The organism is Candidatus Polarisedimenticolaceae bacterium (genome assembly GCA_036275915.1).
GTDB lineage: Bacteria > Acidobacteriota > Polarisedimenticolia > Polarisedimenticolales > DASRJG01 > DASRJG01.
Map to the genome: position 1 here is coordinate 211,673 of DASUCV010000002.1, position 13,785 is coordinate 225,457.

A 13,785-nucleotide genomic window follows, 5' to 3' on the forward strand; every position below is an offset into this window, starting at 1 on the left:
ATCGTAGCGCGGTCTAGAGCTGCGGCTCCGACGACACGATCTCGACGCGGCGGTTCTTCGACCGGCCGTCGGGGGTGTCGTTCGGCGCCACCGGATCCGCCGGGCCCTTGCCGACGTAGGTCAACCGGTTCGACTGGATTCCCTGGCCCTCGAAGAAGTCACGGACCGCCTTGGCGCGGTCGGTCGAGAGCTTCATGTTCGTGGCGTCACTGCCGACGTTGTCGGTGTAACCCTCCACCGACATCGAGGTCTTCGAGAAGACGAGCATGACGCCTGCGAGCTTCGCCAGCGTGAGCTTCGCCTCCGGCTTGAGCGTGGCCTTGCCGGTGTCGAAGAGCACGCCCGAGAGGCTCGTCACGGTGCCGCGCGCCGTGGTCTTCGTTTCGGCAACGGCGCCGAGCGCGTTCGAGAGCTTCGCCGCGAGCGCGTCGCGCTCGGCGGTGAGCGCTGCTTGGTCCTTCGTGAGCTGGTCGCGCTCCTTCGCGAGCTGGTCGCGCTGGACCGCGATCGCCGACTTCTCCGCCTCGGAGGTCGAGAGCTTCTGCTGCGTCGCCGCGTTCTTCTGCTCGAGGGCGGTCTTCTCGGCCGCGGTCTTCGCGGCGGCCTGGGACGCGGCGAGCTCGTCGCGCGTGTGGGCCCAGTCGCGCAGCGCCAGAGCGGACGACGAGATCGAGCGGCGCGCGGCGTCGGTGACCGCCGTCGAGCTCTTGGCCGCCTGCGCCTCGCCCAGCGCGACCGTCGCCTTCTGCACGGCATCCGGATTCACGTCGCCCGCGTTCAGCCGCTTGACGAGGTTCAGCGCCGACTCGGCCTGCTTGACCGGCACCGGCGCCTTGTCGGTGTAGCTCATCCCGGCGATCGACTGGTGGCCGGCGACGGGCCCCGGGCGGAAGTCCTGGAAGACCCAGCTCGTTCCCTGGTACTTCTTCGTGTCCTTCGGCGCCGACGTCGCGATGACGAGCTCGAACGGGCGGGCCACGACGTAGTAGGGCTCCGCGGTGATCATGATCGCGAAGTCCTTCTTGCCCGTCGTGTAGACCTGCTTGCCCGAGGCTCCCTTCTTCGTGACGACGAGCTCGCCGAGGTTCTCGGGCGCGGCGCTCTTCTGGACCGCCCAGACGACGTAGGCGGCGATGTCGCCGCCGAAGAGGATCGCGGGCTCCATCCCCGAATACTTCACCGTGACCTGCGCCTGTCCGTTCTCGTATCTCACCGACCCCGAGATGCTCGCCTTGTCGGGCGCGGCGGCGGTCTTCGCGAACGCGAGATCGACCGACGCCTTCTCGGGATACGGCAGGCTGACGACCGACGGCGTGGAGGCGAACGTCGTGCCGGCCGCGAGCGCCACGGCCGACCACAGTGCGATGACTCTCGACTTCATGGTGCTTCCTTTCTATCCGAGTTGGCGGCGCCGGGCTCCTGCGGTTGCCAGCCCCCCCCGAGCGCCTTGTAAAGAGAGACGATGGCATTCAACTCATCGCGCCGTGCCTGCGCCAGCGCGTTCTCGACCGGGAAGAGCTGCTGCTGGGCGTCGATCACCTCGAAGTACGAGGAGAGCCCGGAGAGGTAGCGGACGTTCGCGATCCGGACCGACTCTTCGTAGGCGGCGACCGACGACGCGAGCTGAGTCTTGACCTCCTGGAGCTTCTGGACCGCGACGAGCGCCGTCGACACGTCGGCGAACGCGTTCGTCACCGCCTGCTCGTAGCCGATCTTCGCCTGCTCCCACTGGGCGATCGCGACCTGCTTCTCACGCTTCAGGCGTCCGCCCTGGAAGATCGGCCCGGCGAGCCCTGCCCCGATCGACCAGGTCTTGTCGTTGCCGAAGACCTCGGACAGCTCCTTGCTGACCCCGCCGAGGAGGCCGGTGAGGCTGATGACCGGAAAGAAGTTCGCCTGAGCGACGCCGACGCCCGCGTTCGCGGAGATCAGCGTCTCCTCGGCCTGCCGGACGTCCGGCCGACGCTCGAGGAGCGCCGACGGCAGCCCCGGCGGCGCCTCCGGGTAGACGCGCTGGCCTTGGAGCGGTGTCCCGCGCGGGATCGGCTGCGGAGGACGGCCGACGAGGAGATTGATCTGGTTCTCGGTCTCGACGATCCGGCGCTCGATGTCGGGGATCGCCGCGGCGGTCTGCGAGGTGAGCGCCTGCGCGCGTGAGGTCTCGAGCGCGCTCGCGGCCCCGCCCTGCAGCTTGCGGTTGAAGAGGTCGAAGGTCTCCTGGAACGACGACGTCGTGCGCTTCGCGATCTCGAGCTCCGCGTCGAGCTCGATGAGGGCGAAATACGACTGCGCGACCTCGGAGGCGAGCGTCAGGAGAACGCCCCGCCGCGCCTCCTCGGTGGCCAGGTAATCGTGCAGCGCCGCTTCGTTCAGGCGCCGGACGCGCCCCCAGAGGTCGATCTCCCACGCGACGTTGACGTTCGCGGAGTAGCGCGACGCGGCGTTTCCGGAAGGATCGACCGATTGCGGGAGACGGGTGTAATCGTAGCCGGCCGCGTACCCCACCTGCGGCCAATACGCCGACTTGGCGACGCCGTAACGCGCCTGCGCTTCTTCCACGCGCGCCGCCGCGATGCGCGCGTCGTAGCCGTTCGCGAGCGCCTGCTCGACGAGCGCCTTCAGCTCCGGATCGCCGAAGACCTCGAACCACGGGACATCGGTGAGCGCTTTCGCCTGGGCGGCCTGCGCCTCGCCGTAGAACCGGTCGGGCGAGGTGATCTCCGGGCGCTTGTAGTTCGGGCCGACCGCGCACGAGGCCGCGAGGCCGGCGATCGTGAGGACGGCGAGGAGGCGCCGCATCATCAGTGAGCCCCGCTCGCCGGCGGCGCGGCAGCATGCTTCTTCTCCGCGCCGGACAGCTTTTCGACCAGGACGAACAGCGCGGGGATGATGAAGATCGCGAGCCCGGTCGCCGCCGACATCCCCGCGATCACCGCGGTGCCGAGGATCCGGCGCGAGAAGCCGCCGGCGCCGCTCGCGAGGTAGAGCGGCACACAACCGAGGATGAACGCGAACGAGGTCATGAGGATCGGCCGCAGGCGGAGCTTCGCGCCCTCGAGCGCGGCGTCGACGAGCGACTTGCCCTGCTCGTGCTGCATCTTCGCGAACTCGACGATGAGGATCGCGTTCTTCGCGGCGAGGCCGATGAGCATGACGAGGCCGATCTGGCCGTAGACGTCGAAGTCGTACTTCCGGAGCATGAGACCGCCGAACGCGCCGAAGACGGCGACCGGCACCGAGAGGAGCACGGAGAACGGGAGCGACCAGCTCTCGTAAAGGGCGGCGAGGATCAGGAAGACGAAGACGATCGAGAGGGCGAAGACGGGACCGGCGCTGCCCGCGTGCTTCTCCTGGTAGGAGAGGTCGGCCCACTCGTACCCCATTCCGCGCGGCAGCACCTCGGCGGCGACGCGCTCGAGCGCCGCCATCGCCTGCCCGGAGCTGTACCCGGGAGCGGGCGCGCCGGTCACCTGGACCGCGCGGTAGAGATTGAACCGGTTCGTGTACTCGGGACCGGTGATGCGCTTGACGTTCGTGAGCGCCGACAGCGGCACCATGTCCCCCGAGGAGTTCCTCACGTAGAACGATCCGATCTGCGCGGGATCGACGCGGGCGTCCCCTTCGGCCTGGAGGTAGACGCGCCACTGCCGGCCGAAGCGGTTGAACTGGTTGATGTACGCGCCGCCGAGATCGGCCTGCAAGGTCTGGTAGACGTCGGCGATCGGCACGCCCTGCTTGAGGACCTTGTCTCGGTCGACGTCGGCGTAGATCTGCGGCACGCCCGCACGGAACACCGTCGAAAGGCGCGCCAGCTCCGGCTGCTTGCCGGCAGCCTCCATGAACTTCTTCACGTTCTGGTCGAGGAACGCGATGTCCCGCCCCTCGCGGTCCTGGAGGTAGAGGGAGAAGCCGCCCGCCGTGCCGAGACCTGGGATCTCGGGGGGCGGGAAGCCGAAGACGAGGGCCTCCGGGATCGACTCGCGGAACTTCTTGTTCATTGCCGGGAGCAGCGCGTAGACGGTCTGGGGGAACTCCTTCCGCTCCTCCCACGGCTTCAGGGACACGAAGAAGAAGGCGTTGTAGCTCGCCGACGCGCCGGTGAGCATGCTGTAGCCGCCGATCGAGTTGAAGTGCTCGACCTCCGGCGTCGCCGCGAGGATCGCCTCGACCTTCTTGGTGACCGCGTTCGTGCGCTCGAGCGAGGCCGCGTCGGGGAGCTGGACGTTGAGGAAGAAGTAGCCCTGGTCCTCCATCGGCAGGAAGCTCTTCGGAAGGCTCTTCCCGAACATGCCGGCGACGATCGTGAATCCCACGAGGAGCGCCAGCATGATCACCGTACGGCGGATGAGCAGGTGCGAAACGCTCACGTACCCGTTCGTCATCTTCGTGAAGCCGCGGTTGAACGCTCCGAAGAACTTCCCGAGCGGCCCCTTCGACTCCCCGCGGTGCCGCAGCAAGAGCGCGGAAAGCGCCGGCGACAGGGTCAGCGCGTTGAACGCCGAGATGAGGACCGAGATCGCGATCGTGACCGCGAACTGCTTGTTCAATCGCCCCTGGATCCCGGGGGTGAACGCCATGGGGATGAAAACCGACGAGAGGATGAGCGCGATGCCGACGACCGGCCCCGAGACCTCCTCCATCGCCTTGTAGGTGGCCTCTTTCGGGGAAAGGCCGTGCTCGATGTGAACCTCGACCGCCTCGACGACGACGATCGCGTCGTCGACGACGAGGCCGATCGCGAGGACGAGGCCGAGGAGCGACAGTGTGTTCACGGAGAACCCGAGCATCGGGAAGACGGCGAACGTCGCGACGAGCGAGACGATGACCGCGATCATCGGTATCAGCGTCGCGCGCCAGCTCTGGAGGAACAGGAACACGACGACGATGACGAGCACCATCGCCTCGAGGAGGGTGTGGATGATGTCGTCGATGCCGGCGGTCACCGGAAGGGTCGTGTCGAGCGAGATGATGTAGTCGAGATCCGACGGGAACGACGCCTTGAGCTCCTCGACCGCCTTCTTCACCCCGTCGGCGACCGCGAGCGCGTTCGATCCGGGTGCCTGGTAGACCGCGATGATGCCGGAGGGCTTCCCGTCGAGGCCTCCGAACTGGTTGTAATTCAGGGCGCCCAGCTCGATGCGGGCGACGTCGCCGAGACGCACGATCGACCCGTCCGGGTTCAACCGCACGACGACCTTCGCGAACTCGTCCGCATCGACGAGGCGTCCCTGCGCGCGCACGGTGTAGGTGAACGACTGCCCCTTCGGCGCCGGCTCGGCGGCGATCTTGCCCGCGGGGTTGACGTTGCTCTGCGCCTGCACCGCGGAGATCAGGTCCGAGACCGTGAGACCGAGCTTGGCCAGCCGGTCGGGGCGCACCCAGATGCGCATCGAGTAGTCGGCGGAGCCGAAGATCGTGATCTGGCCGACGCCCTTCACGCGGTACAGGAAGTCTTTGACGTTGATCGTCGCGTAGTTGCCGAGGAAGAGGCTGTCGTAGCTGCCCTTCGGCGAGTACAGCGAGACGACGAGGAGAGGGAGCCCCATGGACTTGTTGACGGTGACGCCGAACTGGTTGACCGAGGTCGGAAGGTTCGGCGACGCCTGCGACACGCGGTTTTGCGCGTTGACCTGGTCCATGTCGACGATCGTGTCGATGTCGAACGTGACCTGGAGCGTCAGCGTGCCGTCGTTGGCGTTGATCGATTTCATGTAGAGCGAGTTGTCGACGCCCGACATCTGCTGCTCGAGGGGTGCGGCAACCGACTGCTCGATCGTGAGCGCGTCGGCGCCGACATAGCTCGTCGTGATCTGGATGAGCGGCGGCGTGATCTCCGGGAACTGCGCGATCGGGAGGCCGGTGATCGTGACCGCCCCCGCGATCACCATGATGATCGAGATGACGATCGACAGGACCGGACGGTCGATGAAGAGCTTCGCCACGAGTCAGCTCGCCCGCGCGGGCGCCGGCTTCGCGGTGACCTTGCTCCCCGTCCGCACGAACTGGAGGCCCTCGACGACGACCTGGTCGCCGGGCTCGAGCCCCTTCTCGATGACCCAGAGATCGCCTTGCCGCGGCCCGACCGTCACCGGGCGGACCTCGGCGGTGCCGTCCGGCTTGACGACGCCGACCATGAACGAGCCCTGAAGCTCGCTCACGGCGCGTTGCGGGACGAGGAGCGCCCCCTTCTTCGTGTCGACGACGGCGCGGACCTTCGCGTACTGGCCGGGACGCAGCGTATGGTCGGGGTTCGGGAAATCGCCGAGCACCGAAATCGTCCCGGTCTTGACGTCGACCTCGCGGTTCAACGCGGACGCCGTCCCCTTCTGCGGGTAGACGCTGCCGTCGGCAAGGATCAGCTCGAGGGGAAGCTTCTGCATTCCCGCGTTCCCGGCCTGGTTGAGCCGCTCCGCGGCGGCCATGTACTCCTGCTCGCTGATCGAGAAGTTCACGCGGATCGGGTCGACCGTGGAGACGGAGGTCAAGACGGTGGACCCGTCGACGAGATCGCCGACCTGCGCTTTCGCAATCCCGGCGACGCCGTCGATCGGCGAGGTCACCTTCGACCATTGGAGGTTCAACTTCGCCTGTTCCTGGTTTGCGTTGGCGGCGGCGAGCGCCGCGGTCGCCTCGTCGCGCGCGGCGAGCGCGTTGTCGAGCTCTTGCTGGCTGACCGCCTTCTGCGCCGCCAGCGGCGTGTAGCGATCGACGTCGACCTTGGTCTTGGCAAGGGCCGCTTGTGCCCTGCCGACCGTACCCGCCGCCTGGTCGTACGCGGCCTGGAACTGCCGCGCGTCGATCTCGAACAGGACCGCGCCCTGACGGACGAAGCTTCCCTCGTTGTAGGCCCGGCGCATCAGGTAGCCCTGCACCTTCGGGCGGATCTGCGCGTCGACGCTCCCCTGGAGAGTGCCGATCCACTCCTTCACCACCGGGACGTCTTGTTGCACGACGGGAGCGACGAGCACCTCCGGCGGGGCGGCAGGAGGCGCATCCGTCTTCTTCGCGCACGCCGCGCACACGACCAGGGTCGCGATCACCGTCGCCTTTTTCAGCCGATGCATGCAAAGCCTCCCGGGCAACCCGTCAGCGGCAGCTTACCTCGGCAGCTTTTCGTGTAAAGCGGAATAGAAATATTACTTATCTTCTTGCCCGATTCTTACCACGGAATCTTCAAGTTCTTATCCCTGGATCTCAGGCGACTCTCACGACCACGACAGTCATGTCGTCGTGCTGCATCGCCCCTGCGGCGAAGGCGTCCGCTGCGGTGAACAAGCGCTCGATGAGCCCGGAGGCGGGAACGTCGCGCGCGTCTCGGATCGCCGCGGCCAGCCGCGTCTCGCCCCACTCCTGCTCGTCCGGGTTCATCGCCTCGCTGATCCCGTCGGAGTAGACGACGAGGAGGTCGCCGCGCGCGAGCTCGACGCTGCGCTGCTCGAACTTTCCGCCGTCGACGAGGCCGACGACCGGCCCCGACGCGGACAGCCTCTCGAGCGTCCCGCCGTTTCCGCGGAAGAGCATCGGCGCGTTGTGGCCCGCGTTGACGAAGTCGAGACGCCGGCTCCCCGGATCGAGCTCGCCGTAGAAGAACGTCGCGTAGCGATTGTCCGGCGAGGCCTCGTAGATCAGGTAGTTCAGGTTCGTGATGAGCTGCGCCAGATCGGTCGGTCCGGAGAGGCGCTGACCTCGAAGAGAGGCCTGGAGGCTGGCCATGAGGAGCGCCGCGGGGATGCCCTTCCCGGCGACGTCTCCGAGCGCGATGCCGAGCCGGCCCCCCGGGAGCGCCAGGAAGTCGTAGTAGTCGCCGCCGACGCCCTGCGCCGGCCGGCAGAACCCGGCGCAGTCGATCCCGTCGACGGCCGGCACGCGCTGCGGGAAGAGCTTCTGCTGCACGTCGCGGGCGATCTCGATCTCGCGCGACATGCGCTCCCGGCTCGCGATCTCGCGGGCGATCGTCGCCGTGAGGCGGCTGTTCTCGAGCGCGAGCCCGGTCTGCGTCGCGACGAGGCCGAGGAGCTTCGAATCGCTGAGCGAGTACGGCTCCTCGCTCTTCTTGGGACCGAGCGTGATCGCGCCCAGGAGATCGCTCTTGCCGATGAGCGGGAGGATGATCTCGGCATCGACCTGCGCGAGGCGGGAGCGGCTCTCCTCGGAGATCGCCTCGCGGCGGAGCGGGCTCTCGGGATCTTCGTAGCGCACGCGCGCGGGGCGCCCGGAAGCGGCGAGCCTGCGGATCGCGTCGGCGCTCACCGGGAACGCGACGGCGGGCGCCAAGTCGAACCCGCGCGAGCGGACCGGCACGAGCCATTCCTTCTCGAGGAGGAAGACGACGAGCTTCTCGACGTGAAGGGTCGAGCCGATGCGGTCGATGACGGTATCGAGGAGAGGCTCGGTCTCGACGATGGTGCGGACCTCGTCCGAGAGGTTCGTCAAGACGTGCTCGGCGTCGTAAGCCTCGCGGAAGAACCGCCTGTCGGTCCAATCCATCGCCTTCTTCGCGAAGCGCGGCACGACGACCGCCGCGGCCGCCATCAAGGCGATCGCCTCGATCTTGCGCGGCCGGTTCGCCGACGGGTCGTTGATGAGGTTCCAAGCGTTCCAGAGAGCGGCGAGCATGAACAGGAAGCCGACGACCCGGATCGTGCCCCGCGCCGCCGCGTAGCGCAGGCCCTGCCTCACGGCGACGCGGACGTCCATCGCCTTGTCGACGAGGATCACGTACGCGAGCGTCAACGGGAAGACGGGGACGACGAGGAGCGCGCCGGCGATCGCGGCGATCGGGAAGGTGTCGAGCGAGCGTGAGGTGACCACCGACGCGATGAGGAGCACCAGGAGCGGCGTCAATGCGATCGTCGCGCCCCAGAAGAGGATGCGGATCCTCCGGAGCGCGTCGGCGCTCTCGACGACCCCCTTCTTCCAGCCCATGACGACGAAGAAGAACGAGATCGAGCCCATCGAAGCGACCTGCACGACGTCGGCGGAGACCGTGAGCGCGTGGGCGAACGGCGCGAGCGCCCGGACGTTCCCCTGCTCGGCGAGCGTGACGACCACGTCGCAGACCGCGAACGCCGCGAGCGGGCCGACGAGGGCCCACTTGATCCAGCCGTGGCGCCGCTCCCACGGGAGCCGGCCCGCGAACTGTGCGCCGAACAGCGTGAACCAGATCGGCCACGTCAGTTGCGACAGCTCGCCGTAGAGGGCCCCCGCGATGCGGAGCGGATCGGGCCAGAAGAGGTAGGCGTACGACTGGATCGCCGCGATCTGTGAGAAGCCGAGGAGCATGAGGAGGACGAGCCACGCCGCGGGGTCGCGCGGCCGGACCGCGGTGACCCAGAAGCCGACGCCGAGTCCGACCCACGGCATGATCAGGCCGAGCGCAATCGCGAGCACGCGGAACGCCGTGATGTGCGCCGCGTCGCCGACCGAGCGCGCGAGGACGCTCGACGGGATCGTCGTCTCACCGCCGTGGCCGTCGGAGCGGGACACGACGACCGCCAGGTGCGTGCCGGGGACCGCGGTACGGAACCGGCGCACGACCTGCGCCGGGGTCTCGAACGGCTCCCCGTCGATCGAGACGATGCGGTCGCGGCGCTTGAGCGGCGGCGTCGCGATTTGGTCGATCTCGCGCGACGTCGACTGGATGAAGCCGTCGGGCCAATCGGGGACAATCGGCGTCGCGGGCACCGTCGACGGATGCCAGGCGATCGCGAGCATCTCGAGCGTCATCGGGATCCGGTACGCGAGCACCCAGAGCAGGAGCGCCGCGAGCGCGGCGTAGAGAACGCCGAGCGGAAGGCGCGTCCGGGACGATTCGCTCATGGCCGCAGGAGGTTACCATGCGGCCATGACGCTCTATCCGCACGAGCCGCCGGCGTTCCTCGACGACGGTCTCTTCGTCGTCGTGGGCCGCTGGAAGAAGTCACCCTTCGAACGGAAGATGACGATCTTCCTCCTCTCGACCGGCGAGCTGGCGGTTCACAGCGCGATCGCGATGGACGCCGCCGGGATGACGGCGCTCGAGTCGCTCGGACGTCCAAGTTGGATCCTGGTGCCCAACCGCTTTCACGCTTCCGACGCCGGCTGGTACGCCGACCGCTACCCGTCCGCGCGCGTCCTCGTTCCGGCCGAGATCCGTCAGCGGCTCTTCGAGAAGCTCCCGCGCATCGACGGGTCACTCGACGAGGACTGGCCCGAAGCGCTCGCCGGCGAGCTCGCGGTCGTGCCCCTCCGCGGAACGCGGATCGGCGAGGTCGCGTTCGTCCACGCGCCGTCGCGCACGCTCGTCCTCACCGACGCTTGCTTTCATTACAAGCACGGCGACCTGCCGCGGATCGCCCGGCTCGTCATGCGCATGAACGGAGCCTACGGCGGCTTCGGGACCACGCGCTTCTTCCGCTCGTTCGCCGTCAACGACCGCGACGCGCTCCGTACGTCGATCGACGCCGTCCTCGAGCACGAGTTCGCTCGGATCGTCGTGTCGCACGGGAGGACGCTGGAATACGGCGGCCCGGAAGCGCTTCGGGAGGCGTTCGCGAAGATCTAATTCAGAGCCTTCCGACAGTCGACCGTTGACTGTCGGCTGTCGACTTCCCATCGTGGAACTTCCGGAACCGCTCGAGGTTCGCTCCGCCCAGGTAGCGCTTCAGGATCTTCGACGCGGTGCACCGAAGGTCGACGACGATGAGGACGTCGAGGACGTTCGAGAAATCCCGGTCGACATTGTGACCGAGAAGGCGCCCCTCGAGCTTCAGGTACTGCTTCAACAGGACGGGGACGCCCTTCTGGTCGGCTTCGATCTCCGAGATGAATGCGGAGACGTCCTCGAGGTTTTCGAGGCTCGCCGGACGCAAAGGCCCTTCGCCCTTCGGCTCGCGGAACGGATTCGTCGGCCTCACCCAAGCCGCCCAGTCGGTGCGCTTGCGGTTGCGCTCGAGGAACGCGACGATGAGCCGCTGGCTGACCGACCGGTACTCCGCGCTGATGCTCACCGGGCCGAAGAGGGTCGCGTAGCGCGGGTGGCGCCCGACGAACTCGCCGATCCCCTTCCAGAGGAGCATGAGGCCGACGTAGCTCTTCTGGTGCTCGGTGCGGATCCACGACCGCCCCATCTCGAGCGCCGGGCCCATCGCTTCGAACAGGCGCGCGTCGTAGCGGAAGAGCGACGCGGTGTAGAGCGCGCCGATCCCGCCACGGACGAGCAGCTCGTCGGTCGGCCCGAGGCGGTACGCACCGATGACCTGACGCAGACGCCGGTTCCAGATGAACATGTGGAGGTAGAACGGGTCGTACTTGTCGAGATCGATCTCGCGCCCCGTCCCCTCGCCCACCTCGCGGAAGGTCAGCTCGCGCAGGCGGCCGATCTCGCGCAGCAGGTTCGGGATCTCTGGCGCTCGTGCGATCAGGACCTCGAGATCTTCCGCCTGCACGAGGCGGCCCTCGGGCCCGATCGACGCGACCTCCGCTTCGAGAAGCGCCGGGTCGACCGGAGGGACGACGCCGGCTGCGGCGGCAGGCGTGCGCCGGGGCTGCATCGCCGCGGGAAGCGCCGGGGGGCGCGCCGCGAGGATCTCCGTCCGGTCGCGCAGGTAGGCGATCGCACGGCGATCGTCGTGCAGCTCGTTCAATCTCGACGCAGGGATCGGCGTGCCGACGCGCAGCTCGACGACGCGTCCGCCCTTGCGGACCAGCTCGCGCGGGAGGAGCGCGGTGCGTAGCGCGGGGTGGAGGAGGCCGGCGGCCTGGAAGAACGCGCCGTTCCGGCCGGGGATGAACACGGGGAAGGTCGGCGCCCCGCTCCGCCTCGCGAGCCCCGCGACCGTCGGGCTCCACGCCGGATCGGCGACGCGGCCGGTCTTGAGATCGAGCGACGCGACCTCGCCGGCGGGAAAGACGACGAGCATGCCGCCGCGCCTGATCCACTGAAGCGCTTGACGGAGCCCCGACGCGTTCGATCCGGTCGCACCCGGGCGCTCGAACGGATCGACGAAGAGGAACATGTCGCGCAGCTCGGGGATCCGCCCGAGCATGTAGTTGGCCAGTATCTTCACGTCGTGGCGGACGCGCCGCAGCGCGAGCGCCAACGCGAGCCCCTCGACGGCGCCGAACGGATGGTTGGCGACGACGAGCGCGGCGCCGGCCCTCGGGATCCGCTCGAGATCGGCAGGGTCGATGCGCACGCTGACCTTGAACGTTTCGAGCGTCCAGGCCGCGAAGTCGTCGCCGTCGATCCCTTTCGGCCGCCCGCGATACTGCTTCTGCAGCTCGGCGAGGCCGAAGGCGCGCTCGAGGACCGGGCGCGCCGCGGCGAACATCGCCCGCCGGAGCGGCCCGCGGGGAGTCCAGTCGAGGGCGAAAACGCGGTCGTGCGTCGCGCTCATCGCCGGCTCCTCACGCCGCGCCGGCCTGCGGCGCGACGAGAGCGAGCTCGAGCACACCACCCGGGTGCTCCGGCTCGATCGGATCGGAGGTGGCGCGCGGCCACCAGACGAGCCGCGCGGACGCGAGATCGGCATCGACGCGGACCACGGTGATGCTGCGCGTCGCCGCGTTCGTCCGTGTCATGAACGGCGACGATGCCTCCTCGCCGTCCGGTGCGAGGAGGTGCCACGTCGGGATCTCGTGGATCGTCGGCGCGCCCGCGTCACGCCAGGACTCGAACGCCCGGCGCCGCCATGCGGTCACCTCGGGCTCGTTCCACGACGACGACGTCAGGAACGACCATCCCATCGGAACGGGCTCCGTCGTGAGCGCGCCCCCGTGCTCCCAGCGGACGATCTCGCCGCCCTGCGCCGAGACGACGAGGAGCGTGAACGACGGGTACGCCGAGAAGTCGAGGTTCGCGGGCACCCGCGCGGGGCCGTCGCCCCCCTGCTCCTCGAGGATGCGCGGGATGATCGAGCCGCGGCTCGGGACCGACGGGTCCCCGCGCAAGGCGCGGTCGGCGGGGGCGAAACCGTTGAGCATGCACGCCGCGACCCCGCGATCGTTGACGCCGATCCACGTCCCGCCCGAAGCAGAGTCGAACGGGGCGACCCAGCCGGGACGTCCGGGCTCGCCGGGAATGAACCGCGGGGCCTGCTCGGGCGCACGGTCCCAGCGCTCGTCGCGGTTCATCGTGAGGAGGAGGGATCCCCCGCCGCAACGTAGGGTGACGGTGCACATCAGTCGACCATCAGTCGCGGCTCCAGCCTGATCGTCGGGACCCACCCCGCTCCAGCCACGGTCGCCAAGTTTTGCAGGGAAGAGCGGAGCGCGCAACCCGCCGGGCTACGACGGGAGTTCGGGGCCGCCGCGACCGGACTCGGGCTCCGGTTTGGACGTGGGAGGCGTGACCGGGCTCATCAGGCTGACCGACTCGCGGAGCTGGTGGAGCGTGAACGGCTTGTGGATGACCCGCGCCCCGCATCCGCGCACCCGGAGCGATTCTTCGTGGTCGAGGAGACGTGCGGTTTGGATGAACACGCGCCCCGAAAGGCCGGGGTAGCGCAGGATCGTCTCCTCGAGCCAGTCGAGTGGGTTGCGGCCGCCCATGACGAGGTCGAGCGTCAGGAGATCGACCGATCCGGAGCGGAGGATCTCGTCGGCGGCCTCGAACGTCACCGCCGTGTAACATTCGTGCCCGTCGGCTTCGAGCGCGAGACGGACCAGCTCCGCGAGGAACGCTTCATCGTCGATGACGAGAACTCTCACCTGCTCTGTCCCCCACAGCGTGGCGGCCGGGAGTATACGGTCGCGCACGTCTTGCGGCTCGTCCGTCCGCGACGAATCTGCGTAGCACGCACCGCT

General features: G+C 68.5%; 9 protein-coding genes. 1 reads left to right on the forward strand and 8 read right to left on the reverse strand.

From position 1 onward, the window contains the following. Positions 1-13: 13 nt before the first annotated feature. From VFV19_01760 to VFV19_01780, 5 genes are all read right to left on the reverse strand, one after another. Positions 14-1,381, reverse strand: coding sequence for an OmpA family protein (locus VFV19_01760; GenBank protein HEX4823017.1), 1,368 nt, complete (start codon positions 1,379-1,381; stop codon positions 14-16). After that, entirely contained in the window at positions 1,378-2,802 is a 1,425-nt protein-coding gene (locus tag VFV19_01765) for an efflux transporter outer membrane subunit (GenBank protein HEX4823018.1), read from the reverse strand. The genes VFV19_01760 and VFV19_01765 overlap by 4 nt, the downstream gene beginning before the upstream one ends. Further along, positions 2,802-5,942, reverse strand: a complete 3,141-nt coding sequence (locus tag VFV19_01770) for a multidrug efflux RND transporter permease subunit (protein ID HEX4823019.1) — start codon at positions 5,940-5,942, stop codon at positions 2,802-2,804. The genes VFV19_01765 and VFV19_01770 overlap by 1 nt, the downstream gene beginning before the upstream one ends. 3 nt (positions 5,943-5,945) lie before the next feature. Beyond that, on the reverse strand, positions 5,946-7,064 hold the full coding sequence (locus VFV19_01775; GenBank protein HEX4823020.1) for an efflux RND transporter periplasmic adaptor subunit: 1,119 nt from the start codon (positions 7,062-7,064) through the stop codon (positions 5,946-5,948). A gap of 130 nt (positions 7,065-7,194) precedes the next feature. Then, positions 7,195-9,819: a SpoIIE family protein phosphatase gene (locus tag VFV19_01780; GenBank protein ID HEX4823021.1), complete on the reverse strand. Its 2,625-nt coding sequence runs from the start codon at positions 9,817-9,819 to the stop codon at positions 7,195-7,197. Between the two features lie 25 nt (positions 9,820-9,844). Here VFV19_01780 and VFV19_01785 point away from each other — a divergent pair, with 25 nt between their 5' ends. Further along, positions 9,845-10,543, forward strand: a complete 699-nt coding sequence (locus tag VFV19_01785; GenBank protein HEX4823022.1) for a hypothetical protein — start codon at positions 9,845-9,847, stop codon at positions 10,541-10,543. Position 10,544: 1 nt separating this feature from the next. Here VFV19_01785 and VFV19_01790 read toward each other — a convergent pair whose 3' ends face one another. The 3 genes from VFV19_01790 to VFV19_01800 form a co-directional block, all read right to left on the reverse strand. After that, positions 10,545-12,377 carry a GNAT family N-acyltransferase gene (locus VFV19_01790; protein HEX4823023.1) on the reverse strand — a complete coding sequence of 611 codons (1,833 nt, stop codon included), beginning with the start codon at positions 12,375-12,377 and terminating at the stop codon, positions 10,545-10,547. 10 nt (positions 12,378-12,387) lie between these two features. Then, the gene (locus tag VFV19_01795; GenBank protein HEX4823024.1) at positions 12,388-13,161 is read right to left on the reverse strand and encodes an NRDE family protein; all 774 of its coding nucleotides are present in this window, start codon (positions 13,159-13,161) and stop codon (positions 12,388-12,390) included. A gap of 105 nt (positions 13,162-13,266) precedes the next feature. After that, on the reverse strand, positions 13,267-13,689 hold the full coding sequence (locus VFV19_01800) for a response regulator (protein HEX4823025.1): 423 nt from the start codon (positions 13,687-13,689) through the stop codon (positions 13,267-13,269). Between the last annotated feature and the right edge of the window lie 96 nt (positions 13,690-13,785).

Excerpts from the sequence above, each read along its gene's own strand:
- VFV19_01760 (HEX4823017.1), bottom strand. The coding sequence starts at position 1,381 with ATGAAGTCGAGAGTCATCGCACTGTGGTCGGCCGTGGCGCTCGCGGCC.
- VFV19_01765 (HEX4823018.1), bottom strand. The coding sequence starts at position 2,802 with ATGATGCGGCGCCTCCTCGCCGTCCTCACGATCGCCGGCCTCGCGGCC.
- VFV19_01775 (HEX4823020.1), bottom strand. The coding sequence starts at position 7,064 with ATGCATCGGCTGAAAAAGGCGACGGTGATCGCGACCCTGGTCGTGTGC.
- VFV19_01780 (HEX4823021.1), bottom strand. The coding sequence starts at position 9,819 with ATGAGCGAATCGTCCCGGACGCGCCTTCCGCTCGGCGTTCTCTACGCC.
- VFV19_01785 (HEX4823022.1), top strand. The coding sequence starts at position 9,845 with ATGACGCTCTATCCGCACGAGCCGCCGGCGTTCCTCGACGACGGTCTC.
- VFV19_01790 (HEX4823023.1), bottom strand. The coding sequence starts at position 12,377 with ATGAGCGCGACGCACGACCGCGTTTTCGCCCTCGACTGGACTCCCCGC.
- VFV19_01795 (HEX4823024.1), bottom strand. The coding sequence starts at position 13,161 with ATGTGCACCGTCACCCTACGTTGCGGCGGGGGATCCCTCCTCCTCACG.